The 14,938-nt window shown below is 72.6% G+C and carries 11 protein-coding genes; all 11 read right to left on the bottom strand.

All coding sequences use genetic code 11. The annotated features are described in order from the left end of the window. Nucleotides 1–82: 82 nt before the first annotated feature. The 11 genes from BIU98_RS17045 to BIU98_RS17000 all read right to left on the bottom strand — a co-directional run bounded on the left by BIU98_RS17045 (nt 83) and on the right by BIU98_RS17000 (nt 14,850). The gene (locus BIU98_RS17045) at nt 83–415 is read right to left on the bottom strand and encodes a hypothetical protein (protein WP_071279152.1); all 333 of its coding nucleotides are present in this window, start codon (nt 413–415) and stop codon (nt 83–85) included. Then, nucleotides 412–993 carry a hypothetical protein gene (locus BIU98_RS17040; protein WP_071279256.1) on the bottom strand — a complete coding sequence of 194 codons (582 nt, stop codon included), beginning with the start codon at nt 991–993 and terminating at the stop codon, nt 412–414. Before BIU98_RS17040 ends, BIU98_RS17045 begins: the two co-directional genes overlap by 4 nt. Continuing rightward, nucleotides 990–1,463, bottom strand: a complete 474-nt coding sequence (locus tag BIU98_RS17035) for an RNA polymerase sigma factor (RefSeq protein WP_254787989.1) — start codon at nt 1,461–1,463, stop codon at nt 990–992. The genes BIU98_RS17040 and BIU98_RS17035 overlap by 4 nt, the downstream gene beginning before the upstream one ends. Before the next feature lie 302 nt (nt 1,464–1,765). Continuing rightward, nucleotides 1,766–1,918: a hypothetical protein gene (locus BIU98_RS19625; RefSeq protein ID WP_175481403.1), complete on the bottom strand. Its 153-nt coding sequence runs from the start codon at nt 1,916–1,918 to the stop codon at nt 1,766–1,768. Nucleotides 1,919–2,068: 150 nt separating this feature from the next. Continuing rightward, complete coding sequence (locus tag BIU98_RS17030) at nt 2,069–4,615, bottom strand: ATP-dependent DNA ligase (RefSeq protein ID WP_254787987.1); 2,547 nt, start codon at nt 4,613–4,615, stop codon at nt 2,069–2,071. A gap of 23 nt (nt 4,616–4,638) precedes the next feature. Continuing rightward, the gene (locus BIU98_RS17025; RefSeq protein ID WP_071279146.1) at nt 4,639–5,529 is read right to left on the bottom strand and encodes an SDR family oxidoreductase; all 891 of its coding nucleotides are present in this window, start codon (nt 5,527–5,529) and stop codon (nt 4,639–4,641) included. A 132-nt stretch (nt 5,530–5,661) separates the two neighbouring features. Continuing rightward, nucleotides 5,662–6,075, bottom strand: a complete 414-nt coding sequence (locus BIU98_RS17020) for a hypothetical protein (protein ID WP_071279144.1) — start codon at nt 6,073–6,075, stop codon at nt 5,662–5,664. A gap of 58 nt (nt 6,076–6,133) precedes the next feature. Next, nucleotides 6,134–6,865 (bottom strand): GNAT family N-acetyltransferase, encoded by a 732-nt coding sequence (locus BIU98_RS17015; RefSeq protein WP_139200802.1) that lies wholly within the window; start codon nt 6,863–6,865, stop codon nt 6,134–6,136. Nucleotides 6,866–7,007: 142 nt separating this feature from the next. After that, on the bottom strand, nt 7,008–8,486 hold the full coding sequence (locus tag BIU98_RS17010; protein WP_071279140.1) for a GMC family oxidoreductase: 1,479 nt from the start codon (nt 8,484–8,486) through the stop codon (nt 7,008–7,010). Beyond that, the gene (locus tag BIU98_RS17005) at nt 8,483–9,202 is read right to left on the bottom strand and encodes a hypothetical protein (protein ID WP_071279138.1); all 720 of its coding nucleotides are present in this window, start codon (nt 9,200–9,202) and stop codon (nt 8,483–8,485) included. The genes BIU98_RS17010 and BIU98_RS17005 overlap by 4 nt, the downstream gene beginning before the upstream one ends. Nucleotides 9,203–9,399: 197 nt before the next feature. After that, nucleotides 9,400–14,850 (bottom strand): discoidin domain-containing protein, encoded by a 5,451-nt coding sequence (locus BIU98_RS17000; protein ID WP_139200801.1) that lies wholly within the window; start codon nt 14,848–14,850, stop codon nt 9,400–9,402. Nucleotides 14,851–14,938: the final 88 nt, after the last annotated feature.

The raw sequence follows: 14,938 nt of genomic DNA, 5'->3' as shown, positions 1-14,938 counted from the left end.
GGGGGGGGGGGGGGGGGGGCACGCCCTCGCCCCGGCACCGTGCCCTCGCCCGGCACCGCGCGGGGTCAGCCCTGCCCCCGCGTCAGGTGATCTCGACGACCCGCACCGTGACGTCGTCCGCTCGGGCACCGGTCGCGTGCTCGATGCACACGCCGAGCTCGTCCCGGACGGATCGCAGCGTCGTGATCGCCGAGACGCCGGCGTCCACCGTCAGGACGACCCGCACGCGCAGTCCGGTGCTGCGGTCCTCGACGAGCACGGCACCACCGTCCCGCGGCAGCAGGTCCAGCACCGATCGGACGTCGCGGACCAGGACGGCGAGGCTCGGCCCGGGCAGCACCACCGACCGGACGCCGGGGACCGCGAGGACGACCTCGGTGGCCAGGCGCGACAGGGCCCTGGTGTCCGTGCTCATGTGGGCTCCCCGGGGATCAGCACGTCGGCGACGCGGACGGTGAGCGACGCGACGGCGAAGGGCGCGTGCTCGTGCAGTGCGGCGGCGACCAGCTCCCGGAGCGCATCGGCCCGCTCCCGCAGTGGGGCATCGGCGGCCAGGGCGACCACGACCTCGACGTGGATCGCCGCGCCGGGCGTCGTCACGTCACCCTCGAACCGGGTCCGCCGGACCAGCACACCCGGCAGGGCGTCCCCGAGGACCCGGACGAGCCCGCGGATCGCCCCCTCGGTCACCACGAGCCGGGACGTCGGGTCGTCGTCGGGCACGGGGATGTCCCGTCCGGCGTGCGCGGTCGTCCTGATGCTCGCCAGGACGCGCGCGATCCAGTCGTCGTCGGCAGCGCCGGCGGCACGGACGTCTGCGTCGAGCAGGTCGGCCGAGGCCACCCGCAGCTGTTCGAGTCGTCGGAGTGCGGCACTGGCGTCCGCGTCCGTCTCGATCTCGGGTCGCACGGGGTCACGGCCGGAGTCCAGGTAGTCAGCGAGCTCGTCGAGGGTGAAGGCGCCGTAGCGGTCCTCGACGTCGTCGTCGGTCATCGCCACCCCTCCATCTGCGTCACCACGGCACGGCGGGCCCGGGCGAGCAGCCCGCGCACGGCGGTCGTGGTCAGACCCGTCTGCTCCGCGACGTCCGCGTAGGACGCCCCGCCGATCTCCCGCAGGACCCACACTGCTCGCTGCGCGTCCGGGAGGTTCTGGACCACCCGCGCGAGGGCGTCGACCTGCATCCGCGTGACGACCACCTCGTCGACGGGTCGCTCGTCCGCGCGGTCCGGCACGGCCTCGAGGTCGAGGTGCGGGTGCCGCCGTCGGAGCCGGTCGAGCGCCTTGTTCGCCGCGATGCGGAACAGCCAGGATCGCACACGGTCGGGGTCGTCCACCCGGTCGATGCGCTGCCAGGCCTGGAGCGCCGCCTCCTGCACGGCGTCGTCGGCCTCGCCGTCGCCGTGCCCGAGGATCCGCGCGGCGTAGGCGCGCATGAGCGGGCCGTACCGGCGGATGAGCACACCGAAGGCCTGTGCGTCGCCGTCGGCGGACCGTTCGACGAGCGCGGCGTCCGACAGCGCGGAGAGCGGTTGGTCCTCGGTCAGGGGAAGTCCTCTGTGTGGATCTCGGTGATCGGCGTGACGAATGCCCGCTTCGCGACGTCTTCTTCTGTGGGCCTCCCGCCGGCGAACACGCCGTCGGGATCGAGCGCGCCGTGATCGGTCACCCTGACCGGCCGGTCACGGCGCTTCCGCGGCGGTCCGTGCGTCCCCTGATCCGGCGCACGGGCCGTCCTGCCCGGAGCCAGGACGACGACCCGGTGTCAGTCCTCGACCTGGTCGCCGAGGAAGTCCGCGTAGGTGGCCTCGTGCTCGGTGGTCGCCGGAGCCGGGTGTCCCGGTCCCTCGGGTGCGTCGTCCTCTGGCTGGTCGACGCGCTCCGCTGCGGAGAACGGTGGCAGGTAGTTGCTGGTCATCCCGCACCCCCTTTCGTCCCGCGAACGTAACAGTCGGTCTGCGGCATCCCGGCACGAGCAGGGGAATCGTCCCCCGCGCATCCTCCGATCGGGGGACGGAAGTTCGCCTCCAGCGGACCCCATGCGGATGCATGCGGAACCTGGACGCCGTCACTCCGGGACGACGTCCTCCGGGGCCTTGTCCGGCCGCCAGCCTCGCCACGTCGCGTGGCGGAGCCGCCCGTCGGCCGTCCACTCCGCGAACTCGACCTCCCCCACGCGCTCCGGCGCCACCCAGTGGGCGTCCCGCGCGTCCGGTCGTGGCACGTCCAGGAACGGCGAGTCCTCCTGCGCCAGGGGACCGAGCACGGCGGCGATCTCGTCCAGGTCGCGGTCGCGGAACCCCGTGCCGACCTTGCCGACGTACCGCAGGCCGTCCGGCTCCGGGACGCCGAGGAGCAGCGACCCGACGCCGCCCTCGCGGCGTCCGCTCCCGGGCTTCCACCCGGCCACGACGACCTCCTGCGTGGCGTGGTGCTTCAGCTTGAGCCACGCCTCGGAGCGTCGTCCCTCCGCGTACCGCGAGGACCGCTTCTTCGCGACGACGCCCTCGAGTCCGCGCTCGGTCGAGTCCGCCATGGCCCGCGCGAGGTCGCCGTCATGCGCCGGCGGGACCTCGATCGCACCGCCGGCGTCGACCACCGTCTCGAGCGCCTGCCGTCGGTGCTCGTACCCGAGGCGGGTCAGCTCGTGGCCGTCGGCCTCGAGCACGTCGAACAGCAGGAACCGGACCGGTGTCTGGGCACGTGCCGCCGCCACCTCGCGCTGCTTCGTGAGGCCCATCCGGTTCTGCAGGAGCTGGAAGCTCGGCCGGCCGTGGTCGTCGAGCGCCACGACCTCGCCGTCGAAGACACCGTCGACGCCGGCGCGCTCCCCGAGTTCCTGGAGCTCCGGGTACTGCGCCGTCAGGTCGTTCCCGTTCCGGCTGCGCAACGAGACCGCCCCGTCACGGACCGTCGCGAGGGCTCGGACGCCGTCCCACTTCATCTCGAAGGCCCACTCGGCCGGGTCGAGCGTCGGCTCGCCCTTGGCGAGCGTCGCCTGCATCGTGCGACGTTCCACCGGGTCGGTGTCGGCCTCGGCCGCTCGGGCGATGCGCGGACCGCCCTCGTCGTGCGTCGGGCTCCCGCCGGCGTGCGTCGTGCGTCCGGCGGCCGGTGCCGGACGGGAGGCTCGCCCCACATCCTCCGATCGGGTGCCGTCCACCGCGGGGTCGGGTTGGTCCTTCGTCCGGTGGATGAGCCAGTTCTTCTCATCGCCCTCCCGGCCCTTCCCCCGCCCGCGGGTGTGGAGGAGCGCGAGCCGGCGGTTCCCGTTCGTCCGGCCGTGCAGCGTCACGATGACCTCCTCGCCCTCGCGCCACTTCTCGAGGTCGTAGGTGCCGTCGTCCCAGAGCGTCACCGTGCCACCGCCGTACTCGTCGTGCGGGATCGTGCCCTCGAAGGAGCCGTACTCGAGCGGGTGGTCCTCGGTCATCACTGCGAGGTGGTTCTTCCCCGGGTCGGTCGGCTCCCCCTTCGGCAGCGCCCAGCTCACGAGCACGCCGTCGTGCTCCAGCCGGAAGTCGTAGTGGTCGCGGGTGGCGTGGTGCTCCTGGATGACGAAGGTCGGGGTGCCGTCCTTCCGGACCGTCGGCGCGTCCTGCGGGACCGGCTCCGGGGTCTTCGACGCGTCCCGCTTGGAACGGTAGGTCGTCAGGCGGTCGTTCGCCGCGCCTCCAGTCCGCGCTTCGCGTTCCGCGTCGTTGGCGGCCTGTGTGCGGTCGCTGTCCCAGTGGCCGGCGTCCGGCCGACCCACGGCGAGGGCGCCGGCGGCGACCGGGTGCAGGAGGTCGCCGTGGTCCTGCAGTCGCTCGAGCACCTCGTCCAGCGTCAGCTGGGCGAGCCCCGTCTCGGTCAGCTCCTTCCACGATCGCGGCGCGGCGACCGTCGGACGCTCCCGCCCGCGCAGGGAGTACGGCGCGATCGTGGTCTTGTTGCCGTTGTTCTGCGACCAGTCGACGAAGACCTTGCCCCGCCGCTCCGCACGGCTCATCGAGGACAGCACCAGGTCGGGCAGGTCCTGTTCGAGGGCCTTCGCCAGCTCGTGCGCGACCTCGGACACCTGGTCCGTCGAGGCGCGTCCGTCGAGGGCGGCGTAGAGGTGGATGCCCTTCGAGCCCGACGTCACCGGGTACGGGTCGAGGCCCATGCCGTGCAGGATCTCGCGTGCGGCGACGGCCACCTCGACGCACTCCGCGAGCCCGACGCCCTCGCCCGGGTCGAGGTCGAGCACCAGGCGGTCCGGGTCCTGCTTCCCGCCGCGTGGCCCGAAGCGCCACTGCGGCACGTGGAGCTCGAGGGCGGCCTGCTGCGCCATCCACACGAGCGTCGGCAGGTCGTCGACGATCGGGTACTCGTTGTCGTGGTCGGAGTGCTCGATCGTGTGGTGCCGGACCCACTCGGGCGCGGAGTCGGGCAGGTTCTTCTCGAAGAAGACCTTGCCGTCGACGCCGTTCGCCCAGCGCTTCCTGGTGACCGGGCGGTCCTTCACGTGCGGGATCATCCACGGCGCGACGTGCTCGTAGTACTCGACGACCCGGCCCTTCGTCGTGCCGGTCTCCGGGTAGAGCACCTTGTCGAGGTTCGTCAGCGCCAGGCGGCGGTCCCCGACGAGCACGGTCGACCTCCGCAATGCAGGACTCACAGCGCGACCCCGGTCGCTCCCGCCACGGTCAGCGTCGTGCCGGAGGTGTACGACGACTCCGGTCCGGCGAGGTACACGTACGCGCTGCCGAGCTCGACGGGCTGCGCCGGACGGCCGAACGGGGTGTCCTGCCCGTACGCGGCGATCTCGTCGCCCGGGTAGCTGATCGGCTGGAGCGGGGTCCACACGGGCCCGGGCACCACGGTGTTCGCGCGGATGCCCTTCGCCGCGAGCTGGCGGGCGAGGCCGTTCGTCCAGGTGATGATCGCGGCCTTCGTCGCCGCGTAGTCGATCATCCGGTCCTGCGGCTGGTACGCGGACACCGAGCTCGTCGTGACGATCGCGCTGCCCGGGGCCATGTGCGGGACGGCCTCGCGGACGAGCCAGAACATCGCGTAGACGTTGACCTTCATCGTGCGGTCGAAGGCCTCGGTCGACTGCTGGGTGACGTCCTCGTGCACCTGCTGGCTGCCGGCGACGAGCACGAGCGCGTCGAGACCGCCGAGCTCGCTGACGGCCGTCCGGACGAGCTCCTGGCAGAAGGCCTCGTCGGTGAGGTCCCCGGGGACCATGACGGCCTTGCGTCCGAGGTCGCCGATGAGGTCGCGGACCTCGGTCAGGTCGTCGATCTCCTCGGGCAGGGCGTTCAGCACGACGTCGGCGCCCTCCTTCGCCATCGCGATCGCGGCGGCGCGGCCGATGCCCGAGTCGGCCCCCGTCACGAGCACCCGGTAGCCGGGCATCCGGCCGGTGCCGACGTAGCTCGTCTCACCGTGGTCCGGCGGCGGGTCCATCTCGCTGGCCCGTCCCGACCCCTGCTGCGTCTGCGCGGGGAACGGCGGGCGGGCGTACTGCGTGCGCGGGTCGTCCTTGTCCAGCTGGCTCATGGGCCCATCGTGCTCGCTCGACGCTCGTCGTTCGTCGAGGGAGCAGGAAACGTCGGGTGCACGCGGCGGACTCGACGATTCCTGCTCCCTCGATGCTCGCCGACGTGGCGGGAGCAGGAGACACCGCCCGCGTCAGTGCCCCGACCGGCAGGCCCCCACGAGCCGCGCCCGCGCGGCGGGCCCCGGCTCCAGGTCGAAGCCGGCGTCGCTCAGGTGCTCGAAGCGTCCGTCCGGGCCGATCGTGCCGAAGACCGCGACCTCCCGGTCCAGCACGGTCCCGTCGGTGAACTCGGCGTGGTAGCGGTGCCGCTCGGCGTAGGTGTTGCCGTCCCGGACCTCGTCGACCGACCAGGCGCTCCCCCGGACGATCAGGGCGCGACCGGCAGTGACCATCGCCTCGAACTCACCCCGGTTGAGCAGCTTGCCGCCGGTCCGGTAGGTGTAGTCGGGGCTGTAGTACCGGTCGATCACGTCCTCCGGGTCGACGTCGGGGTCGGGCTCGAAGAACAGGTCGCGGAGCGCATCGGTGATCCGGACGGGGTCCATGGCGGTTCCTCCTGGGGAGTGGTGGGGCGGTCCGGGGGCCCGGGTACCGTCAGGTCGTTCACCCGTTTGTGTCCACCAGGACCCCGGGTGCAACAGGTCGCGTCGGATCGGTCGTCGCGCGTGCTCGCCGTCGCAGGTCGACGGTCGTCGTGTGGGCCGCGACGAACCCCATCCGCTCGTACACCTGGCGTGCGGGGTTGCCGACCTCGACCCGGAGGCAGGACGCCCGTCCGGCACGTCGCGCCCGTGCCACGAGCAGGTCGACCAGCACGTGCGCGTGCCCCTGCCCACGGTGGTCCGGGTGGGTGACGACGCAGGCGATCTCCTGCCACTCCGGCGTGGAGAACCGGGCGCCCGCCATCGCCACCAGCTGCCCGTCGGTCACGACCCCGACGTGGGCGAACCGCCCGACCGACCCGGGAGCGAACGTCCGGATGCCGCCGAGCGTGGCGAGTCCGACCATGGCCGGCACGTCGTCCACGCCCAGGTCGACCACCCCCGCGTGGTCGGCGGCAGCGGTCGACCGGGTGGTGGTGAACATGGACGTCAGCGCGGTCCGACGCTCCAGCGTCCACCCCGCCGGCTCGAAGTCGGCGTCCCGCTCCACGATGGCCGTGTCGGTGATCCGTCCGAGGTCCTGCCAGGCGCGCTCGGTGTCCTCGTCGAGCGCGGCGAACCGGCCCACCTCCGGGGTCGTCGCGTACGCCAGGCCGTGTCGGATCGCGACGTCGGACTGGTCGGTCCGCATCGCCTCGAGGACCAACGGACCACCGGTTCCTGCAGTGTGCATGCGAGCAGGCTCGCAGCGCCCCGTCCGGAGGGCATCGGTGCGATCACTGCTGTCAGGGACCGCTGGGTCCACCGGACGGGAGGCTCGGTGCCGGTCCGGCACCGAGCCTCCCGTCCGGCGGTGGTCACCACGCGCGCGCAGGTCAGCCGCGGTGCTGCGCGATGAGGTCGGCGGCGCGCTCTGCGACGGCCAGGACGGTGGCGTTCGGGTTGGCGGAGACCCGGCCGGGGATCACCGAGGCGTCGACCACGCGGAGCCCGGACACCCCGCGGACCCGGAGGTGCACGTCGAGCGGCGCGGACGGGGCGTCCCCCATCCGGCAGCTCCCGAACGGGTGGTAGTAGGTCCCCGTCGTCCGGCGGACGACCTGTTCCAGCTCCTCGTCGGTGCTGGCGTCACCCGGCAGCAGTTCCTTCCCGACGAACGGGGCGAGGTGGGGGCTCCGGACGAGGTCCCGGGTCGCCCGGATCGCGGTCACGAGCTCGGCCACGTCGCCGGGGTCACCGAGGATGTCCGGGTCCACGAGGGGCTGGCTGGCGGGGCCGCGGTCGCGCAGGCGCACCGTGCCGCGGCTGGACGGGTCGACGACGTTGAGGACGAAGCCCGCGCCCGGGAACGCCGGCGCTCCTGCCGGCTTGAAGCCGGTCGCCAACGAGAGGAGCTGGACGCGGGCGTGCGCAGCACCCGCGGGGTGCAGCAGCGCGCTCACCTCGGCGAACTGCCCGTGCGAGGTCGCCGCCTGCGCACCGGGTCCGAGCACGACGGGCTGCTTCGCGTGGTCCTGCAGGTCGCTCCCCACCCCCGGCGCGTCGACCACGACGTCGATCCCGACCTCGGCGAGGTGTGCCGCCGGTCCGATCCCGGACGCCATGAGGATGCGGGGCGAGCCGACCGCGCCGGCGGCGAGGACGACCTCGCGGGACGCCCCGACGAGCTCGACGCCGGACGGGGTCGCGACCTCCACGCCGACGCACCGTCCGTCGACGAGTGCGACGCGGGGCACCACCGTCGAGGCGCGGACGGTGAGGTTCGAGCGGGCGAGGACGCTCGGCGGCAGGTACGCGTCGGCGACCGTCTCGCGGCGCCCGTCGACGACCATCAGGTCGTGGACCCGGGCGTCCTGCCAGTGGTCGTCCTCGCCGAGGGCCGCCAGCAGTGCGGCCGCGAACGGCGTGGGTGCGTCCCCCGTCGGAGCGGCGTGGACGAACGGCGTGCCCGGCGTGTACCGGTCGCCCTGACCGCGCATCGCGGCGGCGTACGGGGCGAGGTCGTCCCACCCCCAGCCCGTCGCGCCGCCGGCCACCCACGCGTCGAGGTCCGACCGTGCGGCGGGCAGGAAGATCATGGCGTTGACGGCACTCGATCCCCCGAGCACCTTCCCCCGCGGGTAGGACAGCGCCCTGCCGCCCAGGCCCGGTTGCGGGACGGTGCTCGTCCCCCAGTCGATCCCGGGGACGAGCGGGTCACCCCATGCGGACGGGTCCCGCATCAGGGCCGGGCCGTCCGTCGCACCGGCCTCGATGAGCAGGACGGTCACCCGGGGGTCCTCGGAGAGGCGCGACGCCAGGACACTGCCGGCGCTGCCACCCCCGACGATGACGTAGTCGTGGACGTTGGTCATGATGCGGTCCGTCCGTTCGTGGCAGCGGGTCGAGCTCGTCGGTCGTGCGTCGTCGGCAGGGTGCGTGCGGTCGTGTCGTCGGCCTGCTCCGGTGCGCTCCCGGTCTGGTCGGGGTCCGCGCGGTGCAGCAGCACGAGCACGTAGAGCGCGTCGAACACGGCGCAGATCATCCCCAGCCCGAGGATGAACGCGGAGTCCTCCACCACGCCGGACAGCGCGGTGGCGGCGAGGGTCCCGACGAACTTGGACCAGGCGATGACGAGTGACTGGCCGCGGCGCGCGGGACGTGCTGCCCAGAGCCCCAGGAACGCGATCGACATGACCACGTTCATCAGGAACGCCGAGTACCGGGTCGCCGCGTGCGGGCCGAACTCGTGGATGAAGAGGAGCTGCACCGCGAACGCGGTCGCGAGCAGCAGCACGATCCAGCTGGTGAACCGCGCCCGCGGCAGGAGGCGGGGCTGCTCCGCCCGACCGAAGCGGAGGAAGGTGACGATGATCACGGCGTCGAACACCGCCCAGACGACGTCGATGCCGGTCTGCACGGTGAACGGCTGGCGGAGGCCCTGCACCGCGTAGACGCACTCCCACGAGAAGTTGAGCGCGAGCGGGACGGCCGGCATGCAGGACGTGCGGTGCCGGAACCCGAGGACGATGCACGCGATGCACGTGACGGTCCAGGCGGCGCCGCTGAGCAGGGCGAGGGCGGTGGGCACGGCGTTCTCCGATGGTGTCGGTGGTGGGGTGCGGCGCAGGGGCGCTGCCGTCCCACCATCGGTCGACGCCCGTCGGGGGTCATCCGCGGAACCACCGACTCGCCGCCGGGACACCGCGGCGGACGCGACGGCAGGGCCCCGGGACGGTGTGTCCCGGGGCCCTGTCGTGGTCGGTCAGCGGGCCGCGCCCGCTGCGGTCAGCGGACCTGCACCCCGTACAGCGAGTAGCCGTACGGCGACGAGCGGTGGACGCCCTGCACACGGAGCCACCGCCAGTCCCCGCTGAGGGCGACGTCGTCCGTGCCGCCGTCACCGTCGGTCACCGTGGTGATCGTCGTCCAGGGGCCGTCGACCGTCTCGCGGCCCTGCACCCGGTAGGCGGTCCCGTAGGCGCCCTCCCAGTGCAGCGTCGCGGTGTGCACCGCGTGCACCGCCCCGAGGTCGAGGTCGATCCACTGGTCGTCAGAGTGCCCGCTGGCCCAGCGCGTGGTGTCGTCGCCGTCCGTGACGTTCGACGCCGGGACCGAGCGCGACTCGTCCGAGGAGGACGTCGCGACCACGCCGTGCGCCAGGTCGGGGGTCGGCTCGCCCTGCTGCGAGAACACCCGGAGCGCCCACAGCGAGTAGCCGTGGACCGTGTGCCGGTGGCCGCCGAGCATCCGGACGTACCGCCCGTGCACGTCCGTCAGGTCGTGCCGCTCGGTCCCGCCCGACCCGGCCCGTTCGTCGGCCACGGTCCGCCAGGCGTCGGTCGCGGTGTCCCGCACCTGCAGCTCGTAGGAGTCGGCGTACGCGTCCTCCCAGTCGATCTCCACGGCCTCGAGCGGCAGCACCGCACCGAGGTCGACGGCGATCCACTCGCCGTCCGCCGCTGCGCTCGACCACCGGCTGTGGCCGTCGCCGTCGACCGCGGCACCCGCGGCCAGGTCACCGCGCTGGGCGGACGACGCGGTCGCCGGCTTGCCGAGGGCGACGTCCCGGGAGGCCCGTCCCGGTTCGGGCTCGCTGGCTGCGGTCCCGAGCGTGGTCACGGTCGCCGTGGCCGACACCGCGCCGACCTCCGCCGACACGGTCGAGGTCACGCCGGCGTCGCCGGCCGCGGTGACGGTGCCGTCCTGGGCGACCGATCCGCCGCCGGTGACCGACCAGGACGCCGCGCCGGTCGACCCGGCGGGTGCCACGGGGCCGCCGGCACCGGAGGCGTCGAACGCGTAGGCGGTCAGGTCTGCGGTGGCGCCCGGCAGGACTGCCGTGCTCCGCGGACCGACGAGGACCGCCGTCGGCGTGATGGCCGACTCCGCCGGTGTCCCGGTGACGTGGAACCCGAGGATCGAGTAGCCGTAGTCGCTCAGGCGTGCGGTGCCGTGCATCCGGACGTAGCGACCGGTGGCCGAGACGTCGAGGTGGTCGGCGGCGGCGGTCGTCTTCGTGACGTGCCGGACGGTGCGCCAGGGTCCGTCGGCGTCGTCGGCGACCTGGAGGTCGTACTGCGAGGCAGCGGCGGCCTCCCAGACGATCGAGACCCCCGAGACGTCCGTCTGTCGGCCGAGGTCGACGGTGAAGTCGACCGGGTCGACACCGTGCTTGCTCTCCCAGCGGGAGTTCTGGCTGTCGTCCCCGTCCACGGCCTTCGCCGCGGAGTTCGGCGCGAGCGTGGAGCTGGCGACGACGGCAGCACCCCGGGCGAGGTCCGCCGACGGCACCACGGAGGACGCCACCGCGGAACCCTCGGTCGTGCCGCTGGTGGCGACCACGTGGCCGGCGGCCGGAGCGGTCGTCGTGACGACCCCGTCCGTGGTGACCGAACCGGGGCCGGTGTACGACCAGGTCACCGCGCCGGGCAGCGTCACGGCGTCTCCGTACTGGTCACGCCCTGCCGCCCGGAACTGCTGCGGCTTGCCGACGACGAGCTGCTGGAACCCGGGCGTCACCGCGATCGTGGCCAGGACCGGTGCCGGTGCGACGCGGAACCGCGCGCTGGCGGCGACACCGTGCACGGTCGCCGTGACGGTCACGGCGTCCGACCTGGTGGTGGCCCGGTAGTGCCCGTCGGCCGAGACCGTGCCGGCGGTCGCCGACCAGGTGACGTCGTCCAGCGGGATCGTGGCTCCGTACTGGTCGTACCCGGTCGCCGTGAAGGCCGTGGTGGTCCCCGGGACGACCGTCTTCGGGTCGCCGTCGGCCGCGACCTCCACGCGCTCGAGGTGCGCGTCGAGGTGCGAGGTGATCTGCGTGTGTGCCGGGACCGACACGTGCCCGATCACGGTGGTGCCGTCGAAGACGTCGTACGTGTGCTGGACGGCGTCGACGTTGTCGAGGACGTACGAGTACTCCCCGTCGTCGTCCTCGAACACCTGGCTGAGCGGGTCGCTGGTGTGCCGGGTGGTCACCTCGGTGCCGACGGTCCGGTTCGACATGCCCTGGTAGTAGACCATCCCGGCCATCGACCTGCCGGTCACCGCCGGGTCCTTCGCCGTCCACAGGGCGTCGTGGATGTCCTGGTAGGTCGCGGGGTCGTACTGCGCGAGGTAGCCGAGCACGACCTGCCCGAGGGCGTCGCCCATGTCGCTGATGACGGCCGCGGCGTGCGCGGTGTCCGTGCCCGGCGTGTAGTGCGTCAGGTCGACGGAGTAGAGCCGCTTCAGCGTGTCCGCGTCCGGCGTGTACCCGGTCCAGAGGAAGGGCGTGAGCGGGGACGGGACGGACCACTTGTCCGGCTTCTCGTCGACGTCCTTCGCGGTCAGTTCCGCGGGGACGAGCGAGGCCGGGAGCGTCGTCGGGGTCCAGTACTGCGCCGGGAAGACGACCTTGCCCTTCTCCACGGAGACGTAGTCCCGGAACGGGTTGTCCTTCGACGTGCTCGCGAGGTACCCGGGGTGGTTCCGCTCGACGGCGCGCAGGGCGTCCTGCAGCTCGCCGATGGCCGCGGTGCGGTCCTTCGCGATCGACTCGTCCCCGTACGTCCCGATGCCGTACCACTTCTTGGTGAACATCTGGATGCGGTCGCGGTTCGCGTCGGCGATGCCCGCGCCGATCGCCTTCGGGCGCTCCGACATCATCCGCTGCATGATCGACTGCGAGAACCGCTCGTCCCACCCGAAGTAGTCGAACCACGGCGCGGTGGGCATCCACTGGATGCCGTAGATCCATGCCGGGTCCGCCGAGAAGTACGTCGCGTAGGCGTTGCCCTGGTCCTGCAGGATGCCGACCTGGGCGTGCTGGTACTCCTTCGGGAACGCCGGATCGGGGTCGACGACCGCCAGCTTCGACTCCGGGTTGCCCCGGACGTTCTGGTAGTACGCCCGGACCGCAGCGCGCTCGGTGACGTACTCCATCGCGCCGGTGGCCTGCATGCGCTCGTCCCCGAGCACCGTGCCGAGGAGGAACAGCCCGGCTTCGGACTGGATCGCCTCGGACGACGACTCCTGGTTGTTGCCCTCGGGGCCCGAGACGCCGCCGGCGTTCGAGTGGCCCTCCCACACGCCGTAGGTGCGCAGGTAGGGGAACGCTCCGTCGGACCGGTCGGAGTTCGCGTACTCCTGCGTGACGAGGCGGGCCATGCCCTCGTACCGCTTGATCCACGTCGGGTCGACCGCTCCGAGGAGGGCCGTGGCGGTGGCGAAGTAGCCGTAGTGGAAGTGGTTGTCGTTGAACTGTGCGGAGCCGTACGAGTCGGCGAAGCCGATCAGGGCCTTCCACGTCGGGTACCTGGCGAAGAAGTCCTCCTTCTCGCCCTTCGTGTACGTGTACCAGTCGCTGAGTGCCCCCTCGAGGGTGGTCTGCAGCTGCTCCTGGTCCTCGGTGTCACCGAGCTGCTTCGCGACCGTCATGTACTCGGCGAGCTGCAGCACGACCTTGCCGTCCCAGTAGGTGTCGCCACCGGTCCACTTCACCCCCGCGTAGTCCGCGAGGTACTCGTGCATCTTCGTCTTGAACTCGCCGACGTCCGTGCCCTCCGGGGTCGCCCCGATCGGCGTGATGCCGGAGAAGTCGTAGTCGAGGTCCCAGCCGTCGTGCCCGATCGTCGTCTTCATCGTGCCGCGCGGGGTCGGGTAGGTGGCCCCGGTGAACGCGAGGTTGTTCGTCGAGTCGGCGTACTGGTGCTGGATCCACCCCTGGACGGTGTCGTGGTCGGTGCCCTGCAGCAGGTCCGTCGAGACGGACCACTGCTGCCGGACCTTGCCGGCCTTCGCGTCGTACTCGTAGTCCATGCGGGTGTCGCGCGGCACGGCGAAGGCGTGCTCGTGCAGCTGGTCGAGCGTCAGGCCGTGTGCCGGCACCGCGCTGAGGACGAGGTACGCGGTGCCGGCGGAGGCCGTGACCACGTTCCCCGACCGGGTGAAGGTGGTCGACGGCGGTGCGTGCACGCCGAAGACGTGTCCGTCCTGGTCCACTTGGAACCGGTCACCCGTGAACGGGAAGGTCACGGCCTTGCCGTGCCCGTCGGTGATCGACGCGCCGGCGCTGAGGGTGACTCGCGGCGTCTCGCCGTGGAACTCGAACCAGTCGTAGGGCATGCCCTGGGCGCTGGTGACGTCCATGTACCGGTCGCCCGGACCGTTCTGGTGCATCCGCCAGCTGACGTTCCAGTCGCCCCAGCGGAGCGCGTCCGACGACCTCGCGTCGAACGTCGTGGAGTAGCGGCCGGCCACCTCGTCCGGGTGGTCGGTGAGCATGAACTGGTCGGCCATGACGTGGCCCCAGCCCTCGTAGGTCGAGTCGACGACGCGGATCTGCGCGGCCTGTCCCGACCACGCCGACACGTCCCACTGCACCCAGTCGAGGGTCTCGTTCTCCTTGCCGCTCGTGGTCTGGACGACCTTGCCGTCGACGACGAGCTGCACGTCCTCCTTGCCGGGGAGCCTCCCGGCCGCGACGAGGAACGTGAGCGACGACCGGTCGATCGTGAACGTCGGCGAGGTCGCGGTGCCGGTCGCGTCGTCGCCGTTCTTCGGGCTCCAGGACGTCAGGTAGCCCGTGCCGAGCCACCCGTCCGCGGCGCTCTGTCCCTTGCCGACGCCGGACGACGTCGAGAACGCGGTGCCCGTCGTGGTCCAGTCGCTCGGGATCCCGTGCTCGAAGTCGGCGAGGACGTGGTCGGAGGCGTCCGGTGCGGCGTCGACGGCGGCGCTCACCTTGATGCCGTCCTCGACCTGCATCTTGCTGCCGTCCGACGTCCAGTCGTTCGGGTAGCTGACCGTGGTGCCGCTCGCCGCGTTCGAGCTCACCAGCGGGTTCGCCCACAGGTTGCCCGAGAACGGCCGGTTGATGAGGTCCGTCCACCACTGGTTGGTCGGGACGGGCTTCCCCGCCTGGGACGGGTCGATGTGGAGGTCCTGGCCGAGCGTCTTCTGCACGGCGTCGTAGTCGGTGATCTCGCTCGGCGGGGTGGGGGCGTAGGAGCCGTCCCCGACCCGGACGCCGTCGGCTTGGAGGACCGGGGTCCTGCCCGGGCCCGTGGGCGGCGGCTGGCTCGGGTCCGCCCCGCCACCGTCGGTGGCGGTCGTCCCTGCCGTCGTCACGCCCGTGGTGCTGCCGGCCGCGACGGCCACGCCACCCCCGGTGAGTGACGCGAACGCGATCGCGCCCGCCGTCACGAGGGCGGCTGCCGCGATGGGCCTCCGCCGGTCTGTTCCTGGTCCTCGCACGAGTCATCTCCTCCGGGCCCTCATCCCTGCGATCGGGCCCGCTCCTGACGCTAGCCAGCGCCCGGACCCCGCGGAGGCCGTCGGCGTC

Origin of the sequence: Curtobacterium sp. MMLR14_010 (assembly GCF_001865015.1) — a bacterium.
In the GTDB taxonomy this organism is placed as follows: Bacteria; Actinomycetota; Actinomycetes; order Actinomycetales; family Microbacteriaceae; genus Curtobacterium.
The sequence above is the reverse complement of the archived record's forward strand: the minus strand, read 5'-3'. Positions and strand labels throughout refer to the sequence as shown.

Excerpts from the sequence above, each read along its gene's own strand:
- BIU98_RS17045 (WP_071279152.1), bottom strand. The coding sequence starts at position 415 with ATGAGCACGGACACCAGGGCCCTGTCGCGCCTGGCCACCGAGGTCGTC.
- BIU98_RS17040 (WP_071279256.1), bottom strand. The coding sequence starts at position 993 with ATGACCGACGACGACGTCGAGGACCGCTACGGCGCCTTCACCCTCGAC.
- BIU98_RS19625 (WP_175481403.1), bottom strand. The coding sequence starts at position 1,918 with ATGACCAGCAACTACCTGCCACCGTTCTCCGCAGCGGAGCGCGTCGAC.
- BIU98_RS17025 (WP_071279146.1), bottom strand. The coding sequence starts at position 5,529 with ATGAGCCAGCTGGACAAGGACGACCCGCGCACGCAGTACGCCCGCCCG.
- BIU98_RS17020 (WP_071279144.1), bottom strand. The coding sequence starts at position 6,075 with ATGGACCCCGTCCGGATCACCGATGCGCTCCGCGACCTGTTCTTCGAG.
- BIU98_RS17015 (WP_139200802.1), bottom strand. The coding sequence starts at position 6,865 with ATGCACACTGCAGGAACCGGTGGTCCGTTGGTCCTCGAGGCGATGCGG.
- BIU98_RS17010 (WP_071279140.1), bottom strand. The coding sequence starts at position 8,486 with ATGACCAACGTCCACGACTACGTCATCGTCGGGGGTGGCAGCGCCGGC.